Source organism: Halomonas sp. MCCC 1A13316 (genome assembly GCF_014931605.1).
Taxonomy (GTDB): Bacteria; Pseudomonadota; Gammaproteobacteria; order Pseudomonadales; family Halomonadaceae; genus Halomonas.
The window spans coordinates 2,050,989-2,066,070 of sequence record NZ_CP053382.1 but is presented as its reverse complement, the minus strand read 5'-3'; the positions used below and the strand labels follow the sequence as shown (position 1 = coordinate 2,066,070).

The window sequence follows — 15,082 nt, the reverse complement described above, 5'->3', positions numbered from 1 at the left end:
TCTTCGACGACATCTCCAACAACAATGGACATAAGCTATGGAACCGACCTCCTCCCTGGCCGATAGAGCAGAAGACCAGTCCACCGCGAGGGCCTCGGGACAAGGCAACTGGCTGGACACCTACTTCGGCGCGAGCCGGCGCGGCTCAAGCGTCAAGACAGAGATACTGGCAGGTATCGCCACCTTCCTGGCCTCGATGTACATCATTGTGGTCAATCCGGCGATTCTCTCCGATGCCGGCATCCCCTTCTCCGCCGCTCTCTCGGCGACGGTACTGATCAGCTTCATGAGCAGCCTGGCGATGGGCCTGTACGCCCGCAACCCGATCCTGGTGGCGCCGGGTATGGGCATGAACGCGCTGTTCACCTATACCTTAGTGCTGGGCGCCGGGCTGTCGTGGGAGGTGGCGCTAGGCTGCGTGTTCTGGTCGGGGGTGATGTTCGCCACCCTGGCCATGTTCAACGTGCGCGAGGCGATCATCGAGGCCATTCCGCCTTCGCTGCGCTATGCCATCACCTGCGGCATCGGCCTGTTCATCACCTTCATCGGCTTCAAGAACGCCGGTTTCATCGTCGGCAGCGACGCCACCCTGGTCACGCTCGGCAACATGGACGCTTCGCTGATCACCTTCTTCATCGGCATGATGGCCACCGCCATTATGGTGATCATGCGCTTCAACGGTGCGCTGATCCTGGGCATCGCCCTGACCACGCTGCTGGCGACGCCCATGGGACGGCTGTGGGGCGGCGATGTCGTGGTGGAATGGAGCGGCCTGGCCGCCTGGCCGGACTTCAGCGCCGTGATGAAGGTCGATATCTGGGGCGCGCTGAAGGTCGCCTACCTGCCGTTCATCTTCGTGATGCTGTTCACCAACTTCTTCGATGCCCTGTCGTGCTTCATGGCGCTCTCGGAGTCGGCGGACCTCAAGGACAAGAACGGCAACCCGCGCAACCTCAAGCGCTCCATGACCGTGGACGCCTTTGCCTCGATGATTGCCGCCCCGCTCGGCACCAGTGCCGCGCAGACCTTCATCGAATCCGGTGCCGGCGTGGCCCAGGGCGGCCGCACCGGCCTGGTGGCGGTGACCATCGCCTTCCTGTTCCTGCCGTTCCTGTTCCTCTCACCGCTGCTGTCGCTGGTGCCGGGTATCGCCACGGCACCGGCCCTCGTGCTGGTGGGGCTGTTCATGCTGGCACCGATCAGCAAGATCGACTGGACGCGTTTCGAGCAGGCCTTCCCGGCGTTCCTGGCGATCATTCTGATGCCGCTGACCTACTCGATCACCCTGGGCATCGCCTTCGGCTTCCTCAGCTTCGTGCTGATCAAGCTCGCCACCGGCAAGATTTCCGACATCAAGCCGGCCATGTGGGTATCGGCCGCCCTCAGCGTGGTAATGCTGGTTACCACCCACTGAAGCCAGCGGGGCCGGCATATCAGCCGGCCCCGCTTATTGTCGATATACTTTTCCTTCCTCCGGCCCAGCCCGGAGGTTTTCGTATCTGCCTCAGGCGCTGGCAGCCAGCTGCCGATGCAGTTCGAGTCGACGCACGTCGCTCATGAAGGCGGACTCGATGGCGGTACCGGCGAGTTGGATGAAGGTCTCGCGCGACCAGCCGAAAGCCTCATGGCAGGCCACGAAGTTGTCCAGCATGCCGCCACCGAAGTAGGCCGGGTCGTCCGAATTGAGCGTCAGCCGGAGCCCCGCATCGAGCAGTTGGGGCAAGGGGTGCTCCTGCATATTTTCCACCACCTTCAGGCGCACGTTGGATAGCGGGCAGACGGTAAGCACCACGCCTTCGTCGCGCAGCCGGGCGACCAGTTCTTGATCCTCAAGGCAGCGCACGCCATGGTCGACTCGGCATACATCGAGTAGGTCCAGGGCTTCGCGGATATATTCGGGCGGCCCCTCCTCCCCTGCATGAGCGACCCGGGGAATGCCCAGCATTTTCGCGCGCTGGAAGACGTCCGTGAACTTGGAGGGCGGATGGCCTCGCTCGGCGCTGTCGAGCCCCACGGCGTCGAGCATCTCCCAGTAGGGGGCGGCGCTCTCCAACACCTTCATCGCCTCGTCGGCGGGTCGGTCGCGCAGGAAGGCCATGATCAATGCCGTGGACATGCCCAGCTCGCGCTCGGCCTCGCGCCGGGCCAGGCTCAATCCTTCCATGACGACGTCGAGCTCGATGCCACGGGCCAGGTGCGCCTGGGGGTCGAAGTGCATCTCAACGTGCACCACCCCTTCGGCATGTGCACGCCGGAAGTAATCCATGGCCAGGTCGTGGAAATCCTCGGTGCGCTTGAGAACGCTCATGCCCTGATAATAGAGGTCGAGGAAAGAAGGGAGGTCCTGGAAATCATAGGCTGCACGCACCGCCTCGATAGAATCGAAGGGCAGTTCGACCCCGTTGCGTCTGGCCAGAGCAAACATCAGCTCTGGTTCCAGCGAGCCCTCGATATGCAAGTGGAGTTCGGCCTTTGGCAGTCGCTTCAGGAAGTCGCGCATGTTACACCTCATCACCTTTATGCCCTTATCCTGATGGATAGAAGGATTTTGCGCAAACGGTCAATTCTCCCTGCTCGAGACGCCATTCCCGGGTGATGCCTGGCGGTTCGAATGCCCCACCATCGAGTTGATGCACCAGGTAGAGAACGCTGCGCCCCCTGAGCCAACCATCCAGCCGCGGCAAGAGCCGGGATACGGTTGCCGCGTCCAGGCCGGCAAAGGGTTCATCGAGAATAACCAACCCCGGGTCTCGCAGCCACAGCCGCGCCAGGGCCAGGCGTCGTGCCTGCCCACCGGAGAGCGCTCGTCCTCCCTCACCCACCATCGTGGCAAGCCCGTGCGGCAGGCTGCCGGCCCACTCCGCCAAGTCGACCCACTCCAGGGCCTGCCACAACCGGGATTCGCTGGCACCCGGCGCTGCCAGTCGCAGGTTGGCCGCCAGGCTGTCCTGGAACAGGTCGATGCGCTGCCCCAATATCGCCACGCGTTCGCGCAACGACTGCTCGTTGACTCTTTTCAGCGGCACGCCGCCAAGGGTTATCTCCCCTCGGCTGGGTGGTAGGCGGCGGGTCAGCAGCGCCGCCACGCTGCTCTTGCCGGCACCGGAAGCACCGGTCAGCGCCAGCCTCTCGCCAGGCACTAGCTCCAACTCGATATCTCGCAGCGCGGGCGTGAGCGCATCGGGATAATGCAGGTCGACGGCTTTCAGCCCGACGGACAAGGCGCCGCAGGGAAGAGCCACGCTGCCCGAATCGGACACCCTCTCACTTGCCCGCTCTACCGCGTTGAGCCGCTCGGCCGCGCCTCGGGTCGCCCCCAGTTGAGCGAAGGCCGTAGGCAACAAGCCCAGCGCTTCGCCAATGGCGAGTACTGCCAGCGGCATAATGACCATGACGGCACCGCTGATCGCGTCCTGCTGCCAGGCCATCGCGGCCAGCCACAGCGCCATCACCATGCCCAGCCCCACCACCAGATTCACCAGGGCGGAGCCGAAGCCTGCCAACCTGCCGGTGCGGCGCTGGTCACGCCGCAGCGCCTCCTCCAGCTTGCCGAATCCGCGTCGATGCCAGGCCCGGCTGCCGTAGGCCTCGAGTTCGGCAAGCCCTCCCAGATGCTCGATCGCCTGGCTGCGCAAGCGCTGGAGATGCCCCACCTGGCGTCGGCTCGCGGCCATTCCCAGCCACGCCTGCCCAGCGGTCAGCCATACCCAGGCAGGCAGCAGCAGCGCGGCCAGTGCTAGCCCCACCGCCGGGACCCACAGCGCCAGAAAGGCCGAGACCAGCAGTACCGCCGCCAGCGCCACCGCCGGCGGTGCCAGCAGACGCAGGTAGAGGCTATCGAGGGTATCGATGTCGGCGGTCATGCGATTGAGCCAGTCGCTTGCGCGTTGCCGCGCCAGACTGCAGTCATCGAGCCCGGCCATGGCGGAGAACATGCGACCACGCAGGTCGGCGAGCAGGCGCAGCACGGTGTCGTGGTTGTAGAGCCGCTCCAGGTAACGCGCCACGGTGCGGCTGAGGGCAAAGAACCGGATCCCCCCGCCGGGCACGTATACGTCGAGGCTGGCAGCGAGGCCCGCAGCCAGGGCCAGCCCGGCCAGAGCACTAGCGGTAATGAACCAGCCCGACAGCGCCAGCAGGCCAACGGCCGAAAACACCGTCAGCATCAGCAGCAGCACACCGATGGCGAGCCGCCGCGGGCGGCGCCCAAGCAGCCGCAGCCAGGGAGCCAGCGTTACCCGCAGCGATTCGTCACGCATGGGCTCGTACTGGCGGTTGCTCATGGCTGGAAGCGACCTTCGGCGAGCGCCAACCGCCGGCTGGCCATTGCCATCAGCGCCGGGTGATGGGTGGCGATGATCAAAGTCCTGCCTTCCTCGATCAAGCTTTGCAGCGATTCGATGACCCGTGCTTCGCTCGTTTCGTCGAGGCTCGCGGTGGGCTCGTCGAGCAGCACCAGATCGGCATCAGAGAGAAAGACGCGAGCCAGTGCAAGGCGCTGTGCCTGACCTCCCGACAGTCCCGCACCCCGCTCTCCCAGTCGGGTATCGATCCCTAGCGGAAGCGTGGCGACCAGTTCGGCCAGCCCGGCACGCTCGAGTGCCCTCTGCATATCGGCTTCGCTCGCCTCGGGGGCGGCCAGGCGAAGGTTGTCGGCCAGACTGCCGTGGATCAGCACCGGGCGCTGATCCATCCAGGCGATCTTCAGTCCCGGCTGAATGCGCCGCTCACCCTCGTCGGGCGTTACGAAGCCCGCCAGGAGTTGCAGCAGCGCCGACTTGCCGGCCCCGGAGGGTCCGCTGACGACCAGCGTCTCGCCGGCGGTCACCTCGAGAGTGAGTGGCCCCAGCACCCGACCGCGCCCGGGATGGGCCAGCGTTGCGTCATCCATTACGACCAGCCGATCCGCAGAGGACGGCGGCACCGTAGCGTCGGCCGGCGCTCGTACCGGCTCGCCAAGCAGCGCCAGCATGCCATCGGCGGCACCCAGGGCAGCCGCACGGTCATGGTAGTGCTGCGCCAGGGTTCGCAGCGGCTGGAAGAATTCCGGCGCCAGCAGCAGCACCAGCAGGCCGCTGAACAGCGACAGCTCCTCCGCGGGGCCGAAGTCGATGTATCCCAGCAGGCCGAAGCCCACATAGATCGCGACCACGGCGATCGCCACCGAAGCGAAGAACTCGAGTACCGCCGAGGAGAGAAAGGCCAACCGCAGCGTGCGCATGCTCAGGCGCCGATAGCGGTCCGCCGCCTCATGAACCTCCACGCCGGCTTCGCGGGTGCGATGGAAGAGCTGCAGCGTGGCGATACCGCGTATACGGTCGAGGAAATGCCCTGAAAGACGGCTGACGGCGGCAAACTGTTCGCGATTGAGCCGCTCGGCGCCCATGCCCACCAGCGCCATGAACAGCGGGATCAAGGGCGCGGCCAGCAGCAGAAACAGCGCGGCCAGCCAATCGAGCCACATCACGACGACGAGAATCAGCAAAGGGATGGCCAGGCTCAGGCGCAGCTGCGGCAGGAAGCGGGCGAAGTAGCCGTCGAGCGCCTCGACTTGCTCGACCAGCTGATTGGCCAGCGCGCCCGAATGACGAGCCCCCGCTCTCACCGGCCCCATCGCGGCAAGATGGCCCAGCAACTCGCCACGCACCGAGTGACGAATGCGCAGGCTCGCCTCCTGGCCGGCTACCTCTTGCCCCCACTGACACAGCGCCCTCGCGATCAGTACGGCTACCAGAGAGAGAAAGGCCCAGCTCAGCGCAGCCAGCGAGGTGCCATCGATCAGCAGGCGGCTGACGATCAAAGCCAGCAGCACCATCTGCACGACCGTCAGCAGGCCGACGAGGAAACCGGCGGTGGCCGCCAGGCCCAGCCAGCGACGCTGTCCGGCGGCATGAGCCGCCAGCCAGCTTTTCGGTGAAGCTTCCCTGCCGGCGTCGCGCGTCATGGGCTCAATGGTAGCCTTCGCCGACACGCACCTTGCCGCGGAATATCCAATAGGACCAGAAGGTATAGAACAGCACGAAAGGCAGCACGAAGAGCACGCCGATCAGCAGGAAGAGCTGCGATTCGGGCGCCGAAGCGGCATCCCAGATGGTGTAGTTGGGCGGCACGATCCAGGGCCATTTGCTGACCACCAGGCCCAGGTAGGTGAACAGGAAGATGCCCAGCGTGGCGATGAACGGCAGCACCTCGTGACCGCGACGTGACGCCCAATACACCGTGAACATGCACAGCAGGGTCAGTGCCGGCAGTAGCCAGATCACGTGGAGGTGACCGAACCAGCGCTCCCAGACCATCTCATTCACCAGCGGCGTCCAGAAACTGATGATGCCGAAGATCACCAGCACGGCCAGCAGCAGCGGCGTGGTCAGGCGGAAGGCCCACTGCTGGATATACCCCTCCGACTTGAGGATCAGCCAGGTGGTACCGAGCAGCGCATAGCCGATCATGATGCCGATACCGGTCAGCACGGTGAACGGCGTCAGCCAGTCGAACGGACCGCCCACGTAGACCCTGTTCTCGGTAGCGAAGCCCTGTATGTAGGTGCCCACCACGGCCCCTTGGGCGAAAGCCGCCACGGCCGAGCCGCCGCTGAAAGCGAGATTCCACAGCCACCGACCGCGCAGGCCGCGGCGCGACTTGAAGCGCAGCTCGAAGGCCACGCCGCGAAACACCAACCCCGCCAGCATCAGGAACACGCCGATATAGAGCGCCGGCAGGAACACCGAATAAACCAGCGGGAAGGCCGCCAGCAGCCCGGCCCCACCGAGTACCAGCCAGGTTTCGTTGCCATCCCACACCGGCGCGACGGAGTTCATCATCACGTCTCGCGCGTCTTCATCCGGTGCAAATGGAAAGAGGATACCGAGCCCTAGATCGAAGCCATCCATCAGCACGTACATCATGATGGCGAAGCCGATGATGAGCGCCCAGATCAGCGACAGGTCGAACATTTCCATGATCAAGCTCCCTCCTTGGACGGCTCGTCGTCGAACGGGGTGTGGGTCGCCGACCAAGGTCGTTTCGGGGTCTCGAAGTCGTCGATCATCTCCTCCTCGCCCTTCTCCAGCATGCCGTAGCGGATGACCCGCGTCAGGTAGTAGGTACCGGCATAGAAGACCACCCCGTAGACCGCCATGTAGCCGAGCAGGGTGAAAAGCGCCATGCCACCGGTCAGCGAAGGCGTGACGCCCTCGGCATGCGTCATCATGCCATAGACCAGCCACGGCGCCCGCCCCGACTCGGTGGTGATCCAGCCGGCAAGTACGGCAGCGAAAGGCGTGACGGACATCAGTCGCAGCGTCTGCAGATAGGGGCGCGAACGGTAGACCCGACCGCCGCGACGCAGGTACAGTCCCAGCAGCGAAACCGCGATCATCAGCAGGCCGAGGCCGACCATCACGCGAAACGACCAGAACACGATCGCGACCGGCGGCTGTTCCTCCCGGGGAGCCTCGTTCACCCCCGGCACCACGCCGTTCGGGTCATGCGTCAGGATCAGGCTCGCCGCATAGGGAATGCTGATTTCGAAGCGGTTCTCCTGCGCCTCCTGGTCCGGCACGGCGAAGAGCAGGAACGGCGCGGCGCGCCGAGTTTCCCAGTGTCCCTCCATGGCGGAGAGCTTGACCGGCTGATGCTCGAAGGTATTGAGGCCATGGAAGTCGCCCACCAGCGCCTGAGTCGGTGTCAGCACCAGCAGCATCCACAGGCACATCGAAAGCGCCTTGCGGTTAGCCTCCACGTCGCGGCCGATCAGCAGGTACCAGGCACTCACCCCGGCGACCACGAAACCGCCCGTGATGAACGACGCCACCGCCATGTGCGCCAGTCGGAAAGGAAACGAGGGATTGAAGATCGCCTCGGTCCACGACGTGACCCGGAAGGTGCCCTCAACCAGCTCGACTCCGGCCGGGGTGTGCATCCAGCTATTGGCGGCCAGGATCCAGAAGGTGGAGATGAAGGTACCCAGTGCGACCATGATGGCGGCGAACAGATGCACGCCCTGAGCCACACGGCCGCGGCCGAACAGCAGTACGCCGAGGAAGGCGGCCTCGAGGAAGAAGGCGGTGACTACCTCGTAGCTCAGCAGCGGCCCGATGAAGTTGGCACTCGCCTGGGAGAAGTTGCTCCAGTTGGTGCCGAACTGGAAGGACATCACGATGCCTGATACCACCCCCATGCCGAAAGCGACGGCAAAGACCTTGGTCCACAGCAGCGCCAGGCGATCCCATGCCGGGTTCTGGGTCTTGTAGAAAAGCCCATGCAACACGGCGATATAGGAGGCCAGTCCGATAGTGAAGACCGGGAAGATGGCATGGAAGGACACGACGAAAGCGAATTGCAATCGCGACAGCAATACGGGATCAAGCTCCATGACGTACCTCTTGGCTGCGAAAGAGTCAACGTCTCAAGGGATGCGAAAGCACACGGGGTGCTGTTCTTGTGCTTCCGACCACGTCCTTCCTGGACATGTCCGTGACGCATTTCACCTCGACACTCGGCTGGTTTTTTTCAAGAGCCTAGAACAGGCAGCCATGCAGGGTGCCGATACTTACAAAACCCTACATGGCATGACACTGACGTGAATCAAAACTCGTCACTGCATACTGTGCTTACTCACCAAGCCTACTAGAGCGCTGACATCGGGTCCCTGTTTCCTGCTGTGTCGGGATGTCGCAGCAAGGTAGTCGCTATCCACTCTTCAGAGCGCGCCGGCACTGCGCAAAACCAAATGCACCATGAACACGGTATAGCCGATGAACAGTGTCAGCAGCATTCCCCCCTCGAGGCGATTGATGCGCCCCGGACGCCCCTTCCAGCCAATGGCGAAGACCGTCATCAGCAGCGTCATCACTGTCATCAGCGTCCAGTCCCGCATCAGGACTTCGGACCCGGCCTCGATGGGATGAATGACCGCAGCCAACCCCACTACCCCCAAGGTGTTGAACAGGTTGGAACCGACCACGTTGCCCACCACCAGATCGTGCTCGCCCTTGCGCAGGGCGCTGAAGGACGACGCCAGCTCCGGCAGCGAGGTGCCGATGGCGACGATGGTCAACCCGATGATCAGATCACTGACCCCGAAACCCACGGCGATCTCCACCGCCCCCCACACCAGCACGCGCGAACTCAGCACCAGCAGCAGCAGCCCGACGATAGTCCAGATCACGCCGCTTTTCAGCGTCATGGGATGCGCCTGCAGGCTCTCCTCGGTCTCGTCGGCAAGCGGGTCGGGGCCGCTGTGGCGGGCATGCCAGATACTGAAGCCGATCATGGCCGCCAACAGCACGAGCAGCAGAGTGCCTTCGAGACGAGTGATCAACCCGCCCCACATCAGCAGCGCCGACAGGAACGTCACCGCCACCAGAATCGGCAGTTCACGCCGAATCACGCTGGAGTGCACCGCCAGCGGCGAGATGACCGCCATGAGCCCCAGGATCAAGCCGATGTTGGCAATGTTGGAGCCGTAGCCATTGCCCAGCGCCAGCCCCGGATTGCCCTGCCCCGCCGCCAACGAGGAAACCATCAGCTCGGGCGCGGAGGTGCCGAAGCCAATCACCAGCATGCCGACCAGAAGCGGTGACACGCCCAGGCGTCGGGATGTCGACGCCGCTCCGTCGACGAAACGTTCAGCACTCCAGACCAGCAGCACAAGACCGGCCACCACGGCCAATAGGGGAAGTAACAATGTCGTCTCCTCAAGGAACATTCAGGGCCGAATGTTTGTATATGGTACGCGCGGCGTCAACATGCCACACTTTGGATATAGCCGACACGGCTTTCCGATTTCAGAGCGGGGCAGCCTCGCTCCATTAGCCATCGAGTCGACTCGTCAGTGCCCTACAGGTTTCAGCGCCCATCGTTCGTCCCGACCGCTCCCATGGTCGATCAGGTCCCGCCCGAGGCACGCACCTCACGCCGACGTCTGCGTGCCTGCCATGAGTGCGACTGGCTCGTGGCATTGCCGCCGCTGCGGCCGGGCCAGAGTGCGGACTGCCCCCGCTGTGGGCATGTCCTGGCAACACGCCACTATCACCCTGCGCAGCGCAGCATGGCGCTGGCCATGGCGTCCATGGTCGCGCTGCTGCTGGCGATCTCCTTTCCTTTCGTCAGCTTCAGCACCAGCGGTGTCGGCAACCGCATAGAGCTGACGCAAACGGCAACCACACTGATCGGCTTCGACCAGCCGCTGGTGGCGATTGCCGTGATCATGACCATTGCCGTGCTGCCCGGTATCTATCTGCTCGGCGTGATGTGGCTGCAACTGGGCCTGCTGCAGAATGAGCCACTGCCGGGCAGCCGCGGTATTGCCCGCACATTGACCCATCTCCACCCATGGATGATGGCCGACGTCTTCATCATTGGCGCGCTGGTCAGCCTGATCAAGGTAGCGGACCTGGCGCAAATAGAGCTTGGCCTCTCGTTCTGGGCCTTCTGCGCCTTTGCGCTGCTGCTGCTGTCCACTACCCAGTCCATCGACTCGGACTGGATGTGGTTTTCGCTGGCTGGCGAACCGCTCGCGCCCGAGGGCGCCCGTACCGGAACGACAGCCGCTGGCCAGGGCCTGACCGGCTGCCCCACCTGCGGGCTGGTCAATCGCCTGGAGGCAAGCGGGCGAGGGTATTGCCAGCGCTGTGGCGAACGGCTGCACGCACGCTTGCCGCATAGCCTGCAGCGCACCTGGGCGCTGCTTGCCGCTTCGACACTCATGTATATCCCGGCCAACGTCTACCCCATCATGACCACCACCAGCCTCGGTCATAGCGATCCTTCCACCATCATTGGCGGCGTAGTGGAGCTGATCCAGATGGGCTCCTGGCCGGTTGCCGCGGTGATCTTCATGGCCAGCGTCCTCGTCCCGGTGGGCAAGCTGGGTGCGCTAGCCTGGCTCTGCCTGGTGGTCAAGCGCAGCAATGAACTCAACGCCACCAACCGCACGCGGCTTTACCGCCTGACCGAATTCATCGGCCGCTGGTCGATGGTCGACGTCTTCGTGGTCGCCATCCTGGTGGCGCTGATTCGCGCCGGCTCGCTGATGTCGATTACCCCCGGCCCCGCTGCCCTGGCATTCGCTACCGTGGTGGTACTGACCATGCTGGCCGCCATGACCTTCGATCCTCGATTGATCTGGGACACGCCCCTGCCACGTGAACGCCATGAAACGCAAGGAACCATTGGATGAGCGACACTCCTCGCGACAACGAGGCCGCCCGCGACATGCATCGGGCCAAAGCCACGCCGCAACGGCGCCTGTCGCCGATCTGGATCGTGCCGATCGTGGCCATGCTGATCGGGCTGTGGCTGGTCTACGACAACTACAGTAGCCGTGGCCCGCAGATCACCCTGACAATGAGCAATGCGGAAGGCATCGAGGCCGGCAGCACCCTGATCAAGACCCGCAACGTCGAGGTAGGCCGGGTCGAGCGCGTGCAGCTCTCCGACGATCTGTCGCATACCGTGATCACCGCGCGAATGTCCCCCGATACCGAAGCCATGCTGACCCAAGGCAGCCGCTTCTGGGTGGTCAAGCCGCGCATCGGCCGCGAGGGCATCAGCGGACTCGGCACCGTGCTCTCGGGCGCCTACATACAGCTCCAGCCGGGCAGCGGCGAGCCAGGCGTGCGCGAGTTCGAAGTCAGCGACATCCCTCCCGTGGCGCCAGCCGACGCCGCCGGGCTACGTATCAACCTGGTCAGCCAGCTCGGCAATTCGCTGCGCGCCGGCGACCCCGTGACCTACCAGGGCTATACCGTGGGTCGCGTGGAGGAAGCCAAGTTCGACGCCGACTCCCGGCGCATGAGCCAGCGCATCTTCATCGAGAGCCCCTATGATCGCCTGGTCACCGACAGCACGCGCTTCTGGTCGGCCAGCGGCATCGACCTGCGCCTCGACGCGGATGGCATTCGCGTCAACGTGGAGTCCCTCGAAGCCCTGCTCGGCGGAGGTGTCACCTTCGGCGTTCCCGAAGATCTGCCGAAAGGTGGTCCGGTGGAGAACGAAACCACCTTCACGCTGTACCCCGACGAGGAGAGCGCCCGCCAGGGCACCTTCAATCGCTATCTGGAATACGTGCTGCTGGTGGAAGACAGTGTTCGTGGCCTGTCGCGTGGGGCTCCGGTGGAATTCCGTGGCGTACGCATCGGCACCGTGGCTGCGGTACCCTGGCAGTTCACCGCCGAGCAACCGGAGACGCGCAACGGCTTCGCCATCCCGGTACTGATCAGAATCGAGCCGCAACGTCTCGGCATCGAGAACCAGCTGGTCGACCTCGAAGAGTGGGACGAACGCTTCAAGCGGCTGTTCGGCGTGGGCCTGCGCGCCTCGCTCAAGTCAGGCAACCTGCTCACCGGCTCGATGTTCGTCGACATCAACTTCTATCGTGAAGAAGCCGAGGATTACCGGGAGGAAACCTTCAGCGAGCACACCGTATTCCCCACCACATCGACCGGCTTCGCCCAGATCGAGGCCCAGGTCACCGCCCTGCTGGAAAAGCTCAACGCGCTTGAGGTCGAACCGCTGCTCGCCAGCCTGGACCGCAATCTGTCCACCTCCGAAGCCATGCTGAGCGAAGTGCGCGAACTCACTGCCTCGCTGCAAGGCATGCTCGACGACCCTGGCACACGCAACCTGCCGGCCAATCTCAACGCCTCGCTCGAGGCGCTGCAGGAGACTCTGGAGGGCCTGTCGCCGGACTCCAGCGCCTATCGCGAGCTGACCTCCACCGCCGAGCGACTGGAGCGCCTGATGCGCGACCTGCAGCCGGTCACACGCACGCTCAACGAGAACCCCAGGGCGCTGCTGTTCGATAGCCTAGACGCCGAGGATCCAGTCCCCCGGGCACCGCAGGGCAATTGATGGGGTCGTTACCGATGAAACGCTATGCTGAAGGCATCTCGCTGAAAGGGAGTGCTGCATGAAAGGAATGACCTGGCTTGTTCTGGTGGCGAACATGCTGCTTGCCGGCTGCGCATCGTCAACCACACCGGCCAACCGCTACATACTGCCGGACAGCGTGACGTCGCTATCGGACCGCAGCCACTCTGGGGAGCACCTGCTGATAGTCCAGCCTCTACGCCTGTCGCATTACCTGGACGAAGACGGCATCGTGCTGCAGCTCGACGACATCACGCTCAACGCTGCACGCAACCACCTCTGGGCAGAGCCATTGGCGCGACAGTTGGAACGTGGTCTGCGAGAACGCCTCGCAGAACGGCTGCCCGATACGCGTATCATGCGCGACGAATCCAGTCTCGGGCGCAGCGAGGCACAGCGTTTGCGGCTAGAAGTCGACCGCTTCCATGGCCGCCACGACGGCTTGGCCATCGCCAGCGGCCGATGGCAGCTATTGGCACCGGACGGCCGCCTTTTGGCCATGCAGCGCTTCCACACCGAGACGCAGCTCGACGACGACGGCTACCCTGCCTTGGTAAGAGCGCTGGGCAGCAGCTGGGACCGAGTCGCCGAGGAGATCGCCGAGGGCATCATGCGGGCGCGCTGAGCCATGCCACTGCTGCATATTCGACGTTAGTGTGGCATAATGACGGCTCGCGGCGATTCGTGGTCCCTCCTGCCGCGCCCCTGAACCGAATTTCTCACGTCTTGGCCCGGGACTGGTCATGTGCATGCCGCACACGACAAGGCCAGGACGTATCTGCGGAGACCGCATGACCCTCTTTTCCGATCTCGGCCTGCGGGCCGAACTGCTGCGTGCCGTCGAGGCGCAGGGCTACACCACGCCGACCCCGATCCAGCTCCAGGCCATTCCTGCCGTGCTCAAGGGCGGCGACCTGCTCGCCAGCGCCCAGACCGGCACCGGCAAGACAGCCGGCTTCACCCTGCCGATGCTGCAGCGCCTGGCCGATGGCCCACGCCCCGGCAAACGTCAGGTACGCGCCCTGGTGCTGACTCCCACCCGCGAGCTTGCGGCCCAGGTAGGCGAGAGCGTTGCCGACTACGGCCGTCACTTGACCCTGAAGAGCCACGTGATCTTCGGTGGCGTCGGCCAGCAACCCCAGGTGGATGCCATTCGTCCCGGCCTCGACGTGCTGGTGGCAACTCCCGGCCGCCTGCTCGACCTGCAGCAGCAAAAACACGTCGACCTCTCCAAGGTGGAGATCCTGGTGCTCGATGAAGCCGACCGCATGCTAGACATGGGCTTCATCCACGACATCAAGAAAGTGCTGCGTGTGCTGCCCGCAAAGCGCCAGAATCTGCTGTTCTCGGCCACCTTCTCCGACGAGATCCAGACGCTGGCCGCCAAGCTGCTCGATAATCCCGAGAAGATATCGGTGGCCCGACGCAACACGACAGCGGAAACGGTCGATCAGGCGATCTATCGCGTCGATCGGGAGAAGAAGCGCGAACTGCTGGCCCATCTGATCACCCGGCATGCCTGGCATCAGGTGCTGGTCTTCACCCGCACCAAGCACGGTGCCAACCGCTTGGCCGAGCAGCTCTCCAAGCAGGACATCCCGGCCATGGCGATCCATGGCAACAAGAGCCAGTCGGCACGCACCAAGGCGCTGTCAGCATTCAAGAGCGGCGATCTGCAGGTGCTGGTGGCGACCGACATCGCCGCCCGAGGCCTGGACATCAATGAACTGCCTCACGTGGTCAACTTCGAGTTGCCCAACGTCGCCGAGGATTACGTTCACCGCATTGGCCGCACCGGCCGTGCCGGCAGCGAAGGCCAGGCCGTCTCACTCGTCTGCGTCGACGAGCACGGCCTGCTGAAGGGTATCGAGCGGCTGATCAAGCGCGACCTTGATAAGCACATCGAACCCGGCTTCGAGCCCGATCCGAACGCCAAGCCCGAGCCGATCGAGAACGGTCGTAACCGCCGCAGCGGCCAGGCTCGCCAGGGTGGCGCCGGCCGCGGCCAGTCGGGGCAGCGCAGCGGTAACTCGGCCGGCGGCGATGCCCAGGCACCGCGTCGGCGGCGCAGCCGCGGGCAGGGCACTCGCCGCGCCTGAGCGATCAGGCCGCGCGCGGCTTGAAGGTTGGCGAGTAGTAAGGAATGTTATACGGTTTGTCGTGCTGTCTTGCACATGGGCAGCCCGGCTAAGCGACTGATGACTCACTG

General features: G+C 64.3%; 11 protein-coding genes. 5 read left to right on the top strand and 6 right to left on the bottom strand.

Annotated features, from left to right (window positions below):
• Nucleotides 1-37: 37 nt before the first annotated feature.
• Complete coding sequence (locus HNO52_RS09570) at nt 38-1,414, top strand: NCS2 family permease (RefSeq protein WP_197568899.1); 1,377 nt, start codon at nt 38-40, stop codon at nt 1,412-1,414.
• 90 nt (nt 1,415-1,504) lie between these two features.
• Here the strand turns inward: HNO52_RS09570 and HNO52_RS09565 are convergent, their stop codons facing one another.
• From HNO52_RS09565 to HNO52_RS09540, 6 genes are all read right to left on the bottom strand, one after another.
• The gene (locus tag HNO52_RS09565; protein WP_197568898.1) at nt 1,505-2,500 is read right to left on the bottom strand and encodes an adenosine deaminase; all 996 of its coding nucleotides are present in this window, start codon (nt 2,498-2,500) and stop codon (nt 1,505-1,507) included.
• A gap of 25 nt (nt 2,501-2,525) precedes the next feature.
• Nucleotides 2,526-4,283 carry a thiol reductant ABC exporter subunit CydC gene (gene cydC / locus HNO52_RS09560; RefSeq protein WP_232090690.1) on the bottom strand — a complete coding sequence of 586 codons (1,758 nt, stop codon included), beginning with the start codon at nt 4,281-4,283 and terminating at the stop codon, nt 2,526-2,528.
• Entirely contained in the window at nt 4,280-5,944 is a 1,665-nt protein-coding gene (gene cydD / locus HNO52_RS09555; RefSeq protein ID WP_197568897.1) for a thiol reductant ABC exporter subunit CydD, read from the bottom strand. Before cydD ends, cydC begins: the two co-directional genes overlap by 4 nt.
• Before the next feature lie 4 nt (nt 5,945-5,948).
• Nucleotides 5,949-6,959, bottom strand: a complete 1,011-nt coding sequence (gene cydB / locus HNO52_RS09550; protein WP_197568896.1) for a cytochrome d ubiquinol oxidase subunit II — start codon at nt 6,957-6,959, stop codon at nt 5,949-5,951.
• Nucleotides 6,960-6,961: 2 nt separating this feature from the next.
• A complete protein-coding gene (locus HNO52_RS09545; RefSeq protein WP_197568895.1) occupies nt 6,962-8,374 on the bottom strand; it encodes a cytochrome ubiquinol oxidase subunit I in 1,413 nt (470 codons plus the stop codon).
• A 327-nt stretch (nt 8,375-8,701) separates the two neighbouring features.
• Complete coding sequence (locus HNO52_RS09540; protein ID WP_197568894.1) at nt 8,702-9,688, bottom strand: calcium/sodium antiporter; 987 nt, start codon at nt 9,686-9,688, stop codon at nt 8,702-8,704.
• Between the two features lie 192 nt (nt 9,689-9,880).
• Here HNO52_RS09540 and HNO52_RS09535 point away from each other — a divergent pair, with 192 nt between their 5' ends.
• The 4 genes from HNO52_RS09535 (at nt 9,881) to HNO52_RS09520 (ending at nt 14,972) form a co-directional block, all read left to right on the top strand.
• Nucleotides 9,881-11,182 (top strand): paraquat-inducible protein A, encoded by a 1,302-nt coding sequence (locus HNO52_RS09535; protein ID WP_197568893.1) that lies wholly within the window; start codon nt 9,881-9,883, stop codon nt 11,180-11,182.
• Nucleotides 11,179-12,855 (top strand): intermembrane transport protein PqiB, encoded by a 1,677-nt coding sequence (gene pqiB / locus HNO52_RS09530; RefSeq protein WP_197568892.1) that lies wholly within the window; start codon nt 11,179-11,181, stop codon nt 12,853-12,855. Before HNO52_RS09535 ends, pqiB begins: the two co-directional genes overlap by 4 nt.
• Nucleotides 12,856-12,913: 58 nt before the next feature.
• Entirely contained in the window at nt 12,914-13,498 is a 585-nt protein-coding gene (locus HNO52_RS09525; protein WP_197568891.1) for a PqiC family protein, read from the top strand.
• Nucleotides 13,499-13,664: 166 nt separating this feature from the next.
• The gene (locus HNO52_RS09520) at nt 13,665-14,972 is read left to right on the top strand and encodes a DEAD/DEAH box helicase (RefSeq protein ID WP_197568890.1); all 1,308 of its coding nucleotides are present in this window, start codon (nt 13,665-13,667) and stop codon (nt 14,970-14,972) included.
• Nucleotides 14,973-15,082 lie beyond the last annotated feature (110 nt).

Coding starts and splice junctions, on each gene's coding strand:
- HNO52_RS09570 (WP_197568899.1), top strand. CDS start 38: ATGGAACCGACCTCCTCCCTGGCCGATAGAGCAGAAGACCAGTCCACC.
- HNO52_RS09565 (WP_197568898.1), bottom strand. CDS start 2,500: ATGCGCGACTTCCTGAAGCGACTGCCAAAGGCCGAACTCCACTTGCAT.
- cydC (WP_232090690.1), bottom strand. CDS start 4,283: ATGAGCAACCGCCAGTACGAGCCCATGCGTGACGAATCGCTGCGGGTA.
- cydD (WP_197568897.1), bottom strand. CDS start 5,944: ATGACGCGCGACGCCGGCAGGGAAGCTTCACCGAAAAGCTGGCTGGCG.
- cydB (WP_197568896.1), bottom strand. CDS start 6,959: ATGGAAATGTTCGACCTGTCGCTGATCTGGGCGCTCATCATCGGCTTC.
- HNO52_RS09545 (WP_197568895.1), bottom strand. CDS start 8,374: ATGGAGCTTGATCCCGTATTGCTGTCGCGATTGCAATTCGCTTTCGTC.
- HNO52_RS09535 (WP_197568893.1), top strand. CDS start 9,881: ATGGTCGATCAGGTCCCGCCCGAGGCACGCACCTCACGCCGACGTCTG.
- pqiB (WP_197568892.1), top strand. CDS start 11,179: ATGAGCGACACTCCTCGCGACAACGAGGCCGCCCGCGACATGCATCGG.
- HNO52_RS09525 (WP_197568891.1), top strand. CDS start 12,914: ATGAAAGGAATGACCTGGCTTGTTCTGGTGGCGAACATGCTGCTTGCC.
- HNO52_RS09520 (WP_197568890.1), top strand. CDS start 13,665: ATGACCCTCTTTTCCGATCTCGGCCTGCGGGCCGAACTGCTGCGTGCC.